This window comes from Streptomyces sp. Isolate_45, from assembly GCF_024721315.2.
GTDB lineage: Bacteria > Actinomycetota > Actinomycetes > Streptomycetales > Streptomycetaceae > Streptomyces.
This window is the reverse complement of the sequence record NZ_JANFAK020000048.1, coordinates 1-14,391: the sequence shown is the minus strand read 5'-3', so window position 1 is coordinate 14,391 and position 14,391 is coordinate 1. Positions and strand designations below refer to the sequence as shown.

14 protein-coding genes are annotated in these 14,391 nt (G+C 71.3%); 9 read left to right on the top strand and 5 right to left on the bottom strand.

Features of this window, described 5'->3' with window-relative positions:
• The first annotated feature begins 107 nt into the window (after positions 1–107).
• A complete protein-coding gene (locus NOD94_RS17710) occupies positions 108–1,034 on the top strand; it encodes a proline dehydrogenase family protein (protein WP_281206928.1) in 927 nt (308 codons plus the stop codon).
• A gap of 50 nt (positions 1,035–1,084) precedes the next feature.
• Positions 1,085–2,716: an L-glutamate gamma-semialdehyde dehydrogenase gene (gene pruA, locus NOD94_RS17705; RefSeq protein WP_281206927.1), complete on the top strand. Its 1,632-nt coding sequence runs from the start codon at positions 1,085–1,087 to the stop codon at positions 2,714–2,716.
• Between the two features lie 89 nt (positions 2,717–2,805).
• On the opposite strand, the gene NOD94_RS17700 is transcribed toward pruA, so the two are convergent.
• Entirely contained in the window at positions 2,806–3,507 is a 702-nt protein-coding gene (locus NOD94_RS17700; RefSeq protein WP_281206926.1) for a nitroreductase family protein, read from the bottom strand.
• Between the two features lie 82 nt (positions 3,508–3,589).
• On the opposite strand from NOD94_RS17700, the gene NOD94_RS17695 reads away from it, so the two are divergent.
• Positions 3,590–4,390 carry a tyrosine-protein phosphatase gene (locus NOD94_RS17695; protein WP_281206925.1) on the top strand — a complete coding sequence of 267 codons (801 nt, stop codon included), beginning with the start codon at positions 3,590–3,592 and terminating at the stop codon, positions 4,388–4,390.
• A 2-nt stretch (positions 4,391–4,392) separates the two neighbouring features.
• Positions 4,393–4,947: a GNAT family N-acetyltransferase gene (locus NOD94_RS17690; RefSeq protein WP_281206956.1), complete on the top strand. Its 555-nt coding sequence runs from the start codon at positions 4,393–4,395 to the stop codon at positions 4,945–4,947.
• A gap of 36 nt (positions 4,948–4,983) precedes the next feature.
• On the opposite strand, the gene NOD94_RS17685 is transcribed toward NOD94_RS17690, so the two are convergent.
• Both NOD94_RS17685 and NOD94_RS17680 read right to left on the bottom strand, forming a co-directional pair.
• Positions 4,984–7,011 (bottom strand): phospholipase C, phosphocholine-specific, encoded by a 2,028-nt coding sequence (locus tag NOD94_RS17685; protein WP_281206924.1) that lies wholly within the window; start codon positions 7,009–7,011, stop codon positions 4,984–4,986.
• A gap of 119 nt (positions 7,012–7,130) precedes the next feature.
• Positions 7,131–8,144: an NADP-dependent oxidoreductase gene (locus NOD94_RS17680; RefSeq protein ID WP_281206923.1), complete on the bottom strand. Its 1,014-nt coding sequence runs from the start codon at positions 8,142–8,144 to the stop codon at positions 7,131–7,133.
• Positions 8,145–8,245: 101 nt separating this feature from the next.
• Between NOD94_RS17680 and NOD94_RS17675 the strand changes: the two genes are divergently transcribed.
• The 4 genes from NOD94_RS17675 (at position 8,246) to NOD94_RS17660 (ending at position 12,007) form a co-directional block, all read left to right on the top strand.
• Entirely contained in the window at positions 8,246–9,130 is an 885-nt protein-coding gene (locus NOD94_RS17675) for a LysR family transcriptional regulator (protein ID WP_281206922.1), read from the top strand.
• Positions 9,131–9,391: 261 nt separating this feature from the next.
• Positions 9,392–9,523: a hypothetical protein gene (locus tag NOD94_RS17670; protein WP_281206921.1), complete on the top strand. Its 132-nt coding sequence runs from the start codon at positions 9,392–9,394 to the stop codon at positions 9,521–9,523.
• A 112-nt stretch (positions 9,524–9,635) separates the two neighbouring features.
• On the top strand, positions 9,636–10,676 hold the full coding sequence (locus NOD94_RS17665; RefSeq protein ID WP_281206920.1) for a 3-isopropylmalate dehydrogenase: 1,041 nt from the start codon (positions 9,636–9,638) through the stop codon (positions 10,674–10,676).
• A gap of 230 nt (positions 10,677–10,906) precedes the next feature.
• Complete coding sequence (locus NOD94_RS17660) at positions 10,907–12,007, top strand: branched-chain amino acid aminotransferase (RefSeq protein ID WP_281206919.1); 1,101 nt, start codon at positions 10,907–10,909, stop codon at positions 12,005–12,007.
• Positions 12,008–12,107: 100 nt separating this feature from the next.
• On the opposite strand, the gene NOD94_RS17655 is transcribed toward NOD94_RS17660, so the two are convergent.
• Positions 12,108–12,266, bottom strand: a complete 159-nt coding sequence (locus NOD94_RS17655) for a hypothetical protein (protein ID WP_281206918.1) — start codon at positions 12,264–12,266, stop codon at positions 12,108–12,110.
• Positions 12,242–13,693, bottom strand: a complete 1,452-nt coding sequence (locus NOD94_RS17650; RefSeq protein WP_281206917.1) for a cytosine permease — start codon at positions 13,691–13,693, stop codon at positions 12,242–12,244. Before NOD94_RS17650 ends, NOD94_RS17655 begins: the two co-directional genes overlap by 25 nt.
• 156 nt (positions 13,694–13,849) lie before the next feature.
• On the opposite strand from NOD94_RS17650, the gene ureA reads away from it, so the two are divergent.
• A partial coding sequence (gene ureA / locus NOD94_RS17645) for an urease subunit gamma (protein ID WP_281206916.1) occupies positions 13,850–14,391 on the top strand: 542 nt, incomplete at its 3' end.

Genomic DNA, 14,391 nt, shown 5'->3' with positions numbered 1-14,391 from the left:
TGGGGATCCTTAGGTTTCACGGTGGTTTTACTTGCGTTTTCCCTACGGCCCCGGCCCATCCGGCGACGGACCGTACGTCTGCTTCTGCCACCCGTTGGAGGTGCCCCGTGCTGGGTCCCGCGATCCTCGCCGCTTCGCGCAGCGACAAGATGCGCCGAATCGTCTCTGCCGCCCCGGTGACCAAGCCCGTGGTGAACCGGTTCATCCCCGGTGAGACGGTCGACCAGGTCATCCCGATCGTCCAGGAACTCACGCGGAAGGGCCTGGAGGTCACGCTCGACGTCGTCGGTGAGGACATCACCGCCGTTGAGCAGTCCCACGCCGCCCGTGACGCCTACCTCCAGCTCATCGAGCGACTGGCCGAGCTCGGCCTGGGTGAGACGGTCGAGATGTCGGTCAAGCTGTCGATGTTCGGCCAGGCCCTGGAGGGCGGTCACGAGCTGGCCCTCGCCAACGTCCGCCCGGTCGTCGAGGCCGCCGCGGCCATCGGCACCACCGTCACCCTCGACGCCGAGGACCACACCACCCTCGACTCGATGTTCGCCATCCACGAGGAGCTGCGCCGGGACTTCCCGCAGACCGGCTGCGTGATCCAGGCCTACCTGTTCCGCACGGAGGCCGACGCCCACCGGCTGGCCGCCGCCGGCAGCCGCGTCCGGATCGTGAAGGGCGCCTACAAGGAGCCCGCCGAGGTCGCGTACCTCGACAAGGCCGAGATCGACAAGGCCTACGTCCGGATCATGAGGATCCTCATGGAGGGCGAGGGCTACCCGATGATCGGGTCCCACGACCCGCGCCTGATCGCCATCGCCCAGGAGCTGGCCCGGCAGGCGGGGCGCAAACTGGACGAGTACGAGTTCCAGATGCTGTACGGCATCCGCGGCGAGGAGCACCTGCGGCTCGCCGCCGAGGGCCACCGGATGCGCGTCTACACGGCGTACGGCACGGACTGGTACGGGTACTTCATGCGCCGCCTCGCGGAGAAGCCGGCCAACCTGCTGTTCTTCCTCCGCTCGATGATCACCAAGAACTAGGCACCCCACTAGCTCAAGGCCCGTCCCCTAGCTCAAGGAGTTCCAGCCCCATGGATGCTGTGACCCAGGTCCCCGCGCCGGTCAACGAGCCGGTTCACTCGTACGCCCCCGGCAGCGCGGAGCGCGCGCGTCTCGAAATCCAGCTCAAGCAGCTGTCCGAGAACCCGATCGACCTCCCGATGACCATCGGCGGCGTCAAGCGGATGGGCGGCGGCGAGCGCTTCGACGTGGTCCAGCCGCACGACCACAAGTCCGTCATCGGCACCTACGCCAACGCCACCGCGGCCGACGCCCAGGAGGCCGTCGACGCCGCCCTGGCCGCCGCCCCCGCCTGGCGCGCGATGGACTTCGACGACCGTGCCGCGATCATCCTGCGCGCCGCCGAGCTGCTGGCCGGCCCGTGGCGCGAGAAGCTGGCCGCGTCCACCATGCTGGGCCAGTCCAAGACCGTCCAGCAGGCGGAGATCGACACTCCCTGCGAGCTCGTCGACTTCTGGCGCTTCAACGTCCACTTCGCCCGGCAGATCCTCGCCGAGCAGCCCGCCGCGAACTCCGCGGGCGTGTGGAACCGCAGCGACCACCGCCCGCTGGAGGGCTTCGTCTACGCGATCACGCCGTTCAACTTCACGGCCATCGCCGGCAACCTGCCGACCGCCCCGGCCCTGATGGGCAACGTGGTCGTCTGGAAGCCGTCCCCGACGCAGACGCACTCCGCCGTCCTGCTGATGGAGGTCCTGGAGGCGGCCGGTCTGCCCAAGGGCGTCATCAACCTGGTGACCGGCGACGGCATCGCCGTCTCCGAGGTGGCCCTGAACCACCCCGAACTGGCCGGCATCCACTTCACCGGCTCGACCAAGACCTTCCAGTACCTGTGGAAGACGGTCGGCAACAACATCGAGAAGTACAAGTCCTACCCGCGTCTGGTCGGCGAGACCGGCGGCAAGGACTTCGTCGTCGCGCATCCCTCCGCCGACCACGCCATCCTGAAGACCGCCCTGACCCGCGGCTCCTTCGAGTTCCAGGGCCAGAAGTGCTCGGCCTCCTCGCGCGCCTACGTTCCCGCCTCCATCTGGAACGCCGGCTTCAAGGAGAGCTTCGCGGCCGAGGTCGACGGCATCACCATGGGTGACGTCCGCGACCTGGACAACTTCATCGGCGCGGTCATCGACGAGCGCTCCTTCGCGAAGAACAAGGCCGCGATCGACCGTGCGAAGGCCGACCCGACCTGCACGATCGTCGCCGGTGGCACCTACGACGACTCGGAGGGCTACTTCGTCCGCCCGACCGTCATCGCGTGCACCGACCCGGAGAACGAGGTCTTCACGACCGAGTACTTCGGCCCGATCCTCGCGGTCCTCGTCTACGAGGACGACAAGTACGACGAGATGCTGGCCCAGATGGAGTCCGTCTCGGCGTACGCCCTGACCGGCGCCGTCATCGCGCAGGACCGCTACGCGGCCGCCGACACGATGGAGAAGCTCCGTTTCGCGGCGGGCAACTTCTACATCAACGACAAGTCGACCGGCGCCGTCGTCGGCCAGCAGCCCTTCGGCGGCGGCCGTGCCTCGGGTACGAACGACAAGGCGGGCGCGGCCTCGAACCTGCTGCGCTGGACCTCGACCCGCTCCATCAAGGAGACCCTGGTCCCGCCGACCGAGTACGGCTACCCCCACATGGGCTGATCACGGCCCCGCCGAACCCCGCCCCCGCTCCGGTACCCCCAAGTCCGGAGCGGGGGCGGTTCCAATTGCCCCACCGGTACCGGTACCGCTCAGACCTCGACCATGACCTGGTCCAGGGACTTGCGCACCAGGTCCGGGACCTCGCAGTCGTCGGCCGGGTAGCCCACCGGGATGACCGCGAACGCCTTCTCGTTCTCGGGCCGGTTCAGGACGTGCCCGAGGAAACGCATCGGGCTCGGGGTGTGGATGAGTGCGGAGAGCCCGCTGAGGTGGAGGGCGGACAACAGCATGCCGACCGCTATGCCGACCGACTCGTCCACGTAGTAGTGCTTGCGCTTCGCACCGTCCGGCCCGAGCCAGTAGCGCTGCTGGAACACCACGATCAGCGCGGGCGCGTCCGTCAGATGGGTCTTCACGGCGTCCGTGCCGATCGGGCGCAGGGCGGCGAGCCATTCGTCGCCGAGCCGACCGTCGTAGGAGATCTGCTCCTCCTGTTCGGCGGCGGCGCGGATCTGCCGGCGGACGTCCGGGTCCTTGACCAGGACGAACGTCCACGGCTGTTGGTGGGCTCCGGAAGGAGCGGTGGCCGCGCAGGCGACGGCGTCGCGGACGACCTGCTCGGGCACCGGATCGGAGGAGAACTGGCGTACGGTCCGCCGCTCGTCCATCCGTTCCCTGAGTTCCGCGGCCCGCGCGAGGGATTCCCGGCTCGGCATGCGCGCCGGCCGGTAGGCGACGGGCCGGTAGGGCCGGCCGTGGGTGGGCGTCCACTGCTGTGTTTCTGGCGACATGGGAGGATCTTCCGTCCGCGCAACCGCCCGAGGCCAGTGTCACGTCATCACCTCATGTCCGTTGTGTACTGACAGGGGGGCTATGACCGTGGCGAACGTCGGTCGATTCGTGGACTGGGAAGGCTGTTTCAACGCCCGCGACCCGGGCGGGGCGGGAGCGCTGCGGCCGGGCCGCCTCGTGCGGGCCGACAGCCTCGACGGGCTGACCGCCCGGGGCTGGACCGCGGTGGCCGCGCACGGGGTGCGGACCGTGATCGACCTGCGGAACGACGACGAGCGGGGGGTGGACCAATCCCCTCGACCGGCCGGTACGGCGACCGTGCGGATCCCCCTCGACGGCATCGAACACCGGGACTTCTGGGACGTGTGGTGGGGCACTCCGGGATTCGGCACCCCCGTGTATTTCCGGCCTTTCCTGGAGCGCTTCCCCGACCGGGTGGCGGCCGTGGCCCGCGCCGTCGCCGATGCCGCGCCGGGCGGGGTCGCCTTCCACTGCGGCCTGGGCCGCGACCGCACCGGGATCATCGCGCTCGTCCTGCTGCGGCTGGCCGGCGCGACCCCGCGGGAGGTCGCGGACGACCACGGGCTGAGCGAGCCGCGGGTGCGCGCCCGGTACGCGGCGCAGGGCCACCCGTACGACCCCGCGGAGATCGAGGAGTACGTCACCGGCCTCGGCACCACCGTGCACGACCTCGCCGGCGACGCCGCCCGGTGGCTGGACGCGGAGGCGTACCTGAGGGCGGCCGGGCTGACCGGCGCCGAACTGGCACGGCTGCGCGACCGACTCACCGGGCCCCGACCCGACCCGACGCTGGTACCGTCCCCCGGCGGGACCCGCGGCGCGCGAGGAGCCGCCGGCCGACCGCTGGAGGACGAGCAGTGACCGTGACCCTGAAGCTGACCCACACCGCCGGGCTCGGCCCCGGCGAACGGGGCGAGATCCGGGCCCTGCTCGACGCGGCCTTCGACGGGGACTTCGCCGACGAGGACTTCGAGCACGCCCTCGGCGGCATGCACGTACTGCTCCGCGAAGACGGCCCCGGCGGCCCCGACGGCGCACTCGTCGCGCACGGCAGCGTCGTGCAGCGGCGGGTCCTGCACAACGGCCGGGCGCTGCGCACCGGCTACGTCGAGGCCGTGGCCGTACGGCCCGACCGGCGCCGGCGCGGGCTCGCCGGGCAGGTCATGGCCGAGCTGGAGCGGGTGATCGGCGGGGCGTACGTGCTGGGCGCGCTCTCGGCGTCCGAAGCCGGAGCGGCCCTGTACGAGGGCCGCGGCTGGCGCCCGCACCCCGGCCCGATCGGCGTCCTCGGACCGACCGGCCCCGAACGGCTGGCCGAGGAGGAGGGCTCCACCTACGTGTGGACGCCGCCGGGCGCGGCCCCGCCGGACCCGGCCGGGCGGCTGGACTTCGACTGGCGCGACGGGGACGTCCTTTAGTCGCCGCCGGACCGCCCGACCGCCCGATCGCCCGGACTATCCCGAGACGCTGGGCGCGCCCGTTTCGATGTGGCCGGTGTAGCGGCGGGACCAGGTGCCGTCGTTGTCCGCGAGGATCGTGAAGTCGTACCAGCCCTTGCTGTAGGCGACCGCGTTGAAGAAGTCCTCGCGGGAGGAGTTCGCCGGGACGGTGTAGGTCCACGGCCCGTCCGTGCGGTACGCGTTCGCCCGGACGGTGAAGGTGACCGGGGAGGCCGACGCGTTGGTCATCCTGAAGTACACCGCCATCTTGCCGGTGCCCGGCTCGACCGCGTAGCGGGCCGCGACCTCGACCGCCTTGCCGGGCTTGGAGGCGTCGCCGATGAAACGGCGCAGGAAGCGGTTCGGCCCGTACATCGAGATGTCGTACTTGCCGGAGCCGTGCCCGAGGCCGATGTGGAAGTAGTCGGAGCCGGTCGCCCCCGCGTCGACCGTGTACTGCCAGGCGGCCGTGTCCCGGTGCTGGTGGGGGTGGATCGAGAAGTGCGCGGGCCGCTTCGCCTGCCCGCCCTGGTTGGACATCGAGAAGTGGGCCGTGATCTGGCCGGCGGCCCCGAACTCCAGCCGGTCCAGGTTGCCGTTGACCTGGTACGGCAGGGCGCGCGCCGGGCGCGTGCCGGACTCCTGCGTCGGCAGGGCGTTGTCCTGCGGCGTCGGGTTGGGGAGCGGGGCGCAGGTCGACTGCCCGATGACCTTGGCGGTCGAGGGGAGGCCGGCGGGGACCCCGTAGACGGGGCGCGCGAAGTCGAAGACGCCGGTCAGGTCGCCGGTCACCCTGCGGCGCCAGGCGCTGATGTTCGGACAGGTGGCCGGGGTGCCGAGGGCCTTCGTCCAGGTCTCCATGAACCGCAGGACCGAGGTGTGGTCGAAGACCTCGGAGCTCACCCAGCCGCCGCGGGTCCACGGGGACATCACGAGCATCGGGACCCGGAAGCCGAGCCCGATGGGCAGGCCGTCGAGGTACTCGCCGGGAGTGCCGGGCGGGGCGACCGGCGGCGGGACGTGGTCGAAGAACCCGTCGTTCTCGTCGTAGTTGAGGAACAGGACGGTGGAGTCGAAGACCTCCGGGTCCGCGGCGAGCGCGCGGTACACCAGGTCCACGAAGTGCGCGCCGTCGCCGGGCGGGGCGTACGGGTGCTCCGAGAAGGCCTCGTTCGCCACGACCCAGGAGACCTGCGGAAGGGTGCCCGCGACGACGTCCGCGCGGATGGCGGCGGCGATGTCGTCCGGGGTGGAGCCCGTGACGCGCGGGACGGAGGCCATGCCCCGGTCGTGCAGCGGGTTGCCGGGGGCCGCGTCCGTGAACTTCTTGAAGTAGGCGAGACCGTTGTCCCCGTAGTTGTCCTGGGCGTTCTGGTAGACCTTCCAGCTCATCCCGGCCCGCTGGAGGGCCTCCGCGTACGTCTCCCAGGTCAGGCCCCGCTCCTCGCCGCCGTCCTTGCTGGAGGCGTCGATCGCGCCGCTCCACAGGAAGGTCCGGTTGGGGCCGGTGGCGCTGAGGGCGGAGCAGAAGTAGGCGTCGCAGATCGTGTAGTGGTCGGCGAGCCCGTAGTGGAACGGTATGTCGCCGCGGTCCAGGTGGCCGAGGGTGCGGGTCTGGCCGACGCCGGTGACCCAGTTGTCCATCCGGCCCTTGTTCCAGGCGGCGTGCTGCGAGGTCCAGCTGTGGGGCAGGTCGCCGGTGCACTGGGCCAGGGTCTCGCTGTCGGCGCCGCCCGCCGGCGGGGTGGAGGACAGCTTCCACGGGTACTGGCGGCCGCCCCAGTTGGGCTGGTTGAAGGTGCGCCAGCCGCCCGGGATGTTGCCGGCGGCGCGGTCGGCGAAGCCGCGCACGCCCTTCAGCCGGCCGAAGTAGTGGTCGAAGCTGCGGTTCTCCTGCATCAGGATCACCACGTGCTTCACGTCGGTGATCGTGCCGGTCGCGGCGGCGGCCGCCGCGGACGCCGGCCCGACCGCGGGCAGCGTCGCCCCCGCCACGAGCCCCGCTCCGATTCCCACGAACCCTCTGCGGCTGATCGGTGTCACTGGCTGCTCGCCTCCAACTCGGGTGCCCCTGCGGCACATCGACGGCAAGAGTGGCGGCAGCCGCCGCAAAGGTCTACAACCGTGCGGTAAGAACTCGGTGAACATCCGGAAGGCCGGAGTCAGCCATCGACGCGCACGAGCATCTTGCCCGTGTTCTCCCCGCGCAGCATCCCGATGAAGGCCTCCACGGTGCGGTCAAACCCCTGGAAAACGGTGGTGTCGGTGCCCACGAGGCCGCTGCGGAGGTGGGGGACCAGTAGATCCTCCAGCTCCTCCTGGAGATTGGTGTGGTGACGTACCAATACCCCTTCCATGCGAAGGGATTTGTGTACGACCTCGAAGAGGTTGCGGGGTGCGGCCGGAGCCCGGTCGCCGTTGTACATGGAGATCGCGCCGACCCAGGCGATCCGCCCGAACTCGCGCAGCGCGTCGATCGCGCCCTCCAGGTGGTCCCCGCCGACGTTGTCCACGTAGACGTCGATCCCGTCCGGCGCGGCCTTCGCCAGTTGCTCGCCGACGGGGCCGTCGTGGTAGTCGAAGGCCGCGTCGAGACCGAGGTGTTCCGTGAGGTGGCGCACCTTCGCCGGTGAGCCCGCGCTGCCGATGACGCGGCGGGCGCCGAGCAACCGGGCGATGCGGGCGGTGGCCGTGCCGACCCCGCCGGCGGCGGCGGACACGAAGAGGTCCTCGCCCTCGCGCAGGGCGGCGGTCCGGGTGAGGGCCGCGTACGCCGTCAGGCCGGTGCCGCCCAGGATCGACAGGTACGCCTCCAGCGGCACGCCCGCGTGGTCGGGCAGCTTGCGGGCTCCGTCGGAGCCGAGGGCGACCAGGGCGTGGGTGCGCCAGCCCGCGCGGTGGAAGACGAGGTCGCCCTCGGCGAGGCCCGGGTCGCGGGAGGCGACGACCCGGCCCACGGAGCGGCCCTCCAGCGGGGCACCCAGCGCGAAGCCGTCCTCGCCGCCGTCCATCAGGCCCCGGTGGTACGGGTCCACGGACAGGAGCAGGTTCTCCACCAGGGCGGTGCCGGGGGCCGGTTCCGGGACCGGGTACGCGGCGTACGTGAAGTCGGTGGCGGCGGGGAAACCGGAGGGGCGGGCGGTCTGGTGGACGGCGAGAGCGGTCTTCGTGGTCATGGCGCCGACGCTACGAAGGAATCCCCGGGCCGGGCAGGGGGTTGCGTTCATGGCAGCCGCCCCTCCATGAACACCGCTCATAGAACGAGGTGAGAGCCCCCGTGGCCGAGCTCCTCCCGCAGGAACTGCGGATCCTGGTCGCCGTCGCCGAGACGGGCGGCTTCACCGCCGCGGCCGCCCGGCTCGGGATCGGCCAGTCCGCCGTCTCGCACTCCGTGCGCGGCAGCGAGGGCAAGGTCGGCGCGGTGCTCTTCGAGCGCGGCCGCGCCGGGGCCTCGCCCACCCCGGCGGGGGAGCGGGCCGTCGCCCTCGGGCGGCGGATCCTGCGGCTGTACGAGGTCCTCGGCGCGGAGGCGCGCGCCGCCGGCCGCGCCGGGTCCGGGCGGGACGAGCCGGCGGGGGTCCTGCGCGTCGCCGCGTTCCGCAGCGCGGCCCTGCACCTGCTGCCGCCCGCGCTGGAACGCCTGACCGCCCGGCACCCCGGCATCCGGCCCGAGGTGCGGGTGGTGCGCGAACTCGGTGCCGGGACCGCGGGGGAGGTGGCCGCCGGCCGCGCCGACCTGGGCATCGCCACGCTGGGCCCGGGGGACCCCGTACCGCCGGGCCTGTTGGGCGGGGTGCTCGCGCACGAGACGTACGCGCTGGTCCATCCGGCGGGACACCCGGACCCGAGGGCGTTGCCGCTGCTGGACTGGGACGAGAACTGCGGTTCCTACACCCGTGACTGGTGGCGGTCCCAGGACTGGATCCCGCCGGCGACGCTGAAGGCCGAGGACGACGCGATGGTGCTGACGATGGTCGGGCGCGGCCTGGGCATGGCGATCCTGCCGGAGCTTTCCCTGCGGGAGGCCACGGAGGCGGTGGAGATCGCCCCACTGGGTCCCGGGGGGCCGGTGAGGCAGGTGGGATACGTCACCACACCGGAATCTGCCACAACTCTCGCTGTTAGGGCTCTGATCAGGGAACTCAGGGCTGAGAAGGTCTGAAAACGGAAGTCGCGGAGGGGTCATTCCGGCGGTTCGCCGTCTCAGATACTAGGAAGTCCGAGTAATTGCCGAGACATACAGCCGGACCTGCCCTAGCTTTGTAGGAGCCGAACGTCTCGCTGATCCAGCGAATGGCGGTCGTGAGCGCGCGCCCCTTGGCAGGCAACCCCTGCGGCGCACTGCTCCCCGCCTCTTCCGGCGCCTTGAAGGAACCCCTCATCCGTGGCCCCGCCACGCCGTGATCTCAAGGAGTCGATCACCATGACCCCCACCACCGCCGCAGCCCGCCGCGTCCGCCACTCCTCCCCGGCCGACGCCGACCGCAAGAACGCCGCCGCAGCCCTCCAGCGCGCCCTGGACCGCCGCGACAACGGCGGCTCGACCGGCCACTGAGCTGCTCCTTCCTTCCTCGCACACCCCCGGCCGGCTGACGTCTCGCGTCCACACGGGTCCACATCGTGGACGCGAGATGTCTGAGGGCTAAGACGCGGAGTACGGTTCCGTCATGTCGACCAGCATCAATCTCGCAGTGATCCCCGGTGATGGCATCGGCCAGGAAGTCGTGGCTCAGGGCCTCAAGGTCCTTACCGCGGTCCTGCCCGAGGACGTGAAGCTGGAGACCAAGGAATACGACCTCGGCGCCCAGCGCTGGCACCGCACCGGTGAGACCCTCCCGGAGGCGGAGCTCGAAGCCCTGGGGCACCACGACGCGATCCTCCTGGGCGCCATCGGTGACCCGTCGGTCCCGTCGGGCGTGTTGGAGCGCGGTCTGCTGCTGAAGCTCCGCTTCGCCTTCGACCACTTCATCAACCTGCGCCCGTCGAAGCTCTTCCCCAACACGGCCACCCCGCTCGCCGGCCGTCCGGAGATCGACTTCGTCGTGGTCCGCGAGGGCACCGAAGGCCCGTACACCGGAAACGGCGGCTCGCTGCGCACGGGTACCCCGGCCGAGGTCGCCACCGAGGTCAGCATCAACACCGCCTACGGCGTCGAGCGCGTCGTCCGCGACGCCTACGAGCGGGCCAACGCCCGCCCCCGCAAGAAGCTGACGCTGGTCCACAAGAACAACGTCCTCGTGTACGCGGGCCACATGTGGAAGAACATCTTCGACAAGGTCGGCCAGGAGTACCCCGAGGTCACCACCGACTACCTGCACGTCGACGCCGCGACGATCTTCTTCGTCACCCAGCCCGAGCGCTTCGACGTCATCGTCACGGACAACCTCTTCGGTGACATCCTCACCGACCTGGCCGCGGCCGTGACCGGTGGCATCGGCCTGGCCGCCTCCGGGAACATCAACCCGACCGGCGCCTTCCCGTCCATGTTCGAGCCCGTCCACGGCTCGGCGCCGGACATCGCCGGCACCGGCAAGGCGGACCCGACCGCGACGATCCTCTCGGTCGCCCTCCTGCTGCGCCACCTCGGTTTCGAGACCCAGGCGGTCCGCATCGAGGACGCCGTCTCCGCCGACCTCGCCGAGCGCGACGGCACCTTCCGGTCCACCGACGCCATCGGCGACGCCCTCGCCGCGCGAGTAGCCGGCTGACCCGGTAGCCCCATCCAAGGAAGCCGCCGGGTCGCTACCAACGGACCCGGCGGCTTTTCCTGTGCGGCCCCGGGTGCCACCATCTCCCCTGGGCCGCTCATGCCCCGTTTCACCGAAGCCTGGACGCGGGCGATAATCGAACGCGAGGCCGCGGAATACGGGGAAGCTCGGACGTCCTAGTACGCCGTGAGCGCGGTCCGCCCTACCCAACCGGTGAAGGACAAGCACTCATGACGACGCCCACGATCGAGCTGAAGCCCTCCTCGAACCCTCTGTCCGACGCGGAGCGGGAAGCGATCCTGGCCAGCCCCGGTTTCGGCCGCCACTTCACCGACCACATGGTGACGATCAAGTGGACGGAGGGACGCGGCTGGCACGACGCCGAGCTGGTCCCGTACGCGCCTCTGTCGATGGACCCGGCGAACATGACCCTGCACTACGCGCAGACGATCTTCGAGGGCCTCAAGGCGTACAAGCAGCCCGACGGCACCGTGGCCACCTTCCGCCCCGAGGCCAACGCCGATCGCTTCCAGGCCTCCGCCCGTCGCATGGCCATGCCGGAACTGCCGTCCGAGCTGTTCATCGCCGCCTGCGACGCCCTCATCGCGCAGGACCGCGCCTGGGTCCCGGACTCCGGTGAGGCCTCGCTCTACCTGCGGCCCTTCATGTTCGCCTCCGAGGTCGGACTGGGCGTCCGCCCCGCCAACGAGTTCCTCTTCATGGTCATCGCCTCCCCGGCGGGCGCCTACTTCCCCGGCGGCGTGAAGCCGGTCTCCGTCTGGCTCTCCGAGGAGTACGTCCGCGCGGTCAAGGGCGGCACCGGCGCCGCGAAGACCGGCGGCAACTACGCGGCCTCCCTCGTCGCCCAGGCCCAGGCCGCCTCGCACGGCTGCGACCAGGTCGTCTGGCTCGACGCGGTCGAGCACCGCTGGATCGAGGAGATGGGCGGCATGAACCTGTACTTCGTGTACGCCGAGGAGGACGGCACCCGGAGGATCGTCACTCCGGAGCTCACCGGCTCGCTCCTTCCCGGCATCACCCGCGACTCCCTCCTCACCATCGCCCGCGACCTCGGCTACACCGCCGAGGAGGGCCGGATCACCACCGAGGACTGGAAGCGCGACAACGAGAACGGCACCCTGACCGAGGTGTTCGCCTGCGGCACCGCCGCCGTGATCACCCCCGTCGGCTCGGTCAAGTCCGAGCGCGCCAACTGGACCCAGGGCAACGGCGAGCCCGGCGAGGTCACGATGGAGCTCCGCAAGGCCCTCCTCGACCTCCAGACCGGCCGCGCCGCCGACGCCCACGGCTGGATGCACCCGCTCGGTTAGGCGTACCGGGCGCGGTCGTCGCCCACTCGCACGGAAGGCCCCCGACCGGACCGGTCGGGGGCCTTCCGTCGTTGCGCTTGCGCGGCTCGAACGGTCGCCGTCAGCGGGCCCGGCGGCGCTCCGCCCGCCGGGCGCGGCGCGCGTCGGCGCGGGCCGCGCCGTCCGGCAGCATCGCGACGAGGGCGTCGCCGAAGAGGTACACCACCGCGCCGATCCCCTTGAGGGTCCGGATGATCACAGGGCCTGCGAGCTCGTCCATATCTGTTCCGCGTTCTTTCCTTGCTCCTGTGCGACCGCGGCGGGCGCGTCCGCCGACCGCGGGGTCAGCGCGGCGTAGACGAGTCCGCCGACGAGCCCCGAGAGGACGAAGCTGCAGTCCACGCCGCCCGTGAGGGCCAGCAGGGGGCCCTCGTAGAACGGTGTGGTGACGGCCGCGAGGCCCGTTGCCGCTCCGAGTGCCCAGGACACCGTCGCACGCGGGTTCCACCCCCCGCTGTACCAGTAGACGCCGCCGCGGGCCCGCTGGTTGAACACCTGGAGCGATTTCTCGTCGTACCGGCCGCGGCAGCGCACGTACCCGATCAGCGTGATCACGGCCCACGGGGTGCCGATCGCGGTGAGCACGAGGACGAACGAGGTCATCGCGGCCTGGGCGTTCCAGCCGAACGATCCGATGAACACGAAGGCGGTGGCGACGGCGGCGGCGACCAGGGTGGCCGTGGTCCGGGTGGCCCTCGGGACGATCGCGTCGAGGTCCAGGCCCATGGAGTAGAGCATCAGGCCCGCGTTGCCGATCGAGCCCGCCGCGGCCGCCACGAGCAGCGGCACCAGGTACCAGAACGGCGCGGCGGCCACGAGCGGCCCGGCGTAGTCCGCTCCGGCGCGGGCGGCGAGCGCGGTGTAGGTGCCGAAGAGCTGCGGGATCAGCAGACCGAAGAGGAGGCCGACCGCGGTGGCCCACAGCACCTTGCGGGGGCTGTGCCGGCGCGGGGAGATGTAGCGGGTGTAGTCGCCGAGCAGGGTGATGAAGGCGACCGGGCCGCTGAGCCCGGCGGCGACGGTGGCGAGCAACCAGGTCGGCCAGAAGGAGCCCAGCAGGTACGAGGTCTCCGGCGGCGCGGCGGTGGTGAAGTCCGGGGCGTACGCGAGGACGCCGACGGCCAGCAGGACCACCATGCCGACGGACAGGATCTTGCTCATGCGCAACAGCAGTCGGTAGCCGAACACGGCCCCGACGACGGTACAGGCGGCCAGTAGGCCGTACATCGCGGCGCGGGAGAAGCCCGTGTCGGGCAGCCCGGTGAGCCGGGACAGGGCCCCGACCATCACGTCGCCGCCGATCCACAGGGTCAGCGCGGTGTAGCCGAGCGAGAGCAGCAGTCCCACCACCGAGCCGACCAGCCGGCCGCGGACGCCGAACTGGGCGCCGCTGGAGGTGGACAGGTTGGTCGCGGTGCGCAGGGAGACCAGCGCGAGCGGGGCGGTGAAGGCGATGCCGACGAGGGTGCCGGTCACCACGGCGGTGACCGAGGGCCACAGGCCCAGTCCGAAGGACGGCGGCAGCCAGCCGAAGACGATCACACCGAGGCAGAGATTGGAACCGAGCAGGATCGAGACGAGGTCGCGGGGACCGCTCGTCCGTTCCTCCTCGGGGACGGTGTCGACTCCGCGCTGTTCGATGGGCATGGGGGACTCCCTTGGCAGGGCGGGGGGTGGTAGCGCTGGTGTTTGAGCGACACTCAATGTGACCCAGGTGTCGCCGCCAGGTCAATGGTTCCCTGCAAGGAAGTGAAGAGTTAGAGTGATGCTCTAACCCATTGACTCAAGAGGTGGTGGATCGGCGTGCGGCTGACCCCTACGGAGCGCGATCGGCTGCTGCTGCGCAGCGCCGCGGAACTGGCCAGGGCCCGGCGGGCCCGCGGCCTGAAGCTCAATGTCCCGGAGGCCACCGCGCTGATCGCGGACACCGTCTGCGAGGCCGCCCGGGACGGGAAGCGGCTGGCGGAGGCCATCGAGGAGGCCCGCGACGTACTGGGCCCAGACGACGTGCTGCCCGGCGTGTCCGACGTGGTCACCGAGGTGCACGTGGAGGCCGTCTTCGACGACGGCTCCCGCCTCGCGGTGGTCTCCGCGCCGATCCGGGGCGCCGCCTCCCTCGGCGACGACGCCCCCGGCGCGGTGGTCACGGGCCCCGGCGCACCGCAGCCGGAACCGCTGCTGCACCTGCACGTGCGCAACACCGCGTCGGTGCCGGTCAGCGTCACCTCGCACTTCCATTTCTTCGAGGCGAACCCGCGCCTGGATTTTGACCGCGCGGCCGCGTACGGGATGCGGTTGTGCGTGCCGGCCGGGTCCTCCGTGCGGTTCGATCCGCACGGCGGGGC

Bases quoted from the DNA above. Each gene is read 5' to 3' on its own strand.
- NOD94_RS17680 (WP_281206923.1), bottom strand. From the start codon at position 8,144: ATGACCACGAAGACCGCTCTCGCCGTCCACCAGACCGCCCGCCCCTCC.
- NOD94_RS17665 (WP_281206920.1), top strand. From the start codon at position 9,636: ATGTCGACCAGCATCAATCTCGCAGTGATCCCCGGTGATGGCATCGGC.
- NOD94_RS17655 (WP_281206918.1), bottom strand. From the start codon at position 12,266: ATGGACGAGCTCGCAGGCCCTGTGATCATCCGGACCCTCAAGGGGATC.
- NOD94_RS17650 (WP_281206917.1), bottom strand. From the start codon at position 13,693: ATGCCCATCGAACAGCGCGGAGTCGACACCGTCCCCGAGGAGGAACGG.
- pruA (WP_281206927.1), top strand. From the start codon at position 1,085: ATGGATGCTGTGACCCAGGTCCCCGCGCCGGTCAACGAGCCGGTTCAC.
- NOD94_RS17660 (WP_281206919.1), top strand. From the start codon at position 10,907: ATGACGACGCCCACGATCGAGCTGAAGCCCTCCTCGAACCCTCTGTCC.
- NOD94_RS17700 (WP_281206926.1), bottom strand. From the start codon at position 3,507: ATGTCGCCAGAAACACAGCAGTGGACGCCCACCCACGGCCGGCCCTAC.
- NOD94_RS17670 (WP_281206921.1), top strand. From the start codon at position 9,392: ATGACCCCCACCACCGCCGCAGCCCGCCGCGTCCGCCACTCCTCCCCG.
- NOD94_RS17695 (WP_281206925.1), top strand. From the start codon at position 3,590: ATGACCGTGGCGAACGTCGGTCGATTCGTGGACTGGGAAGGCTGTTTC.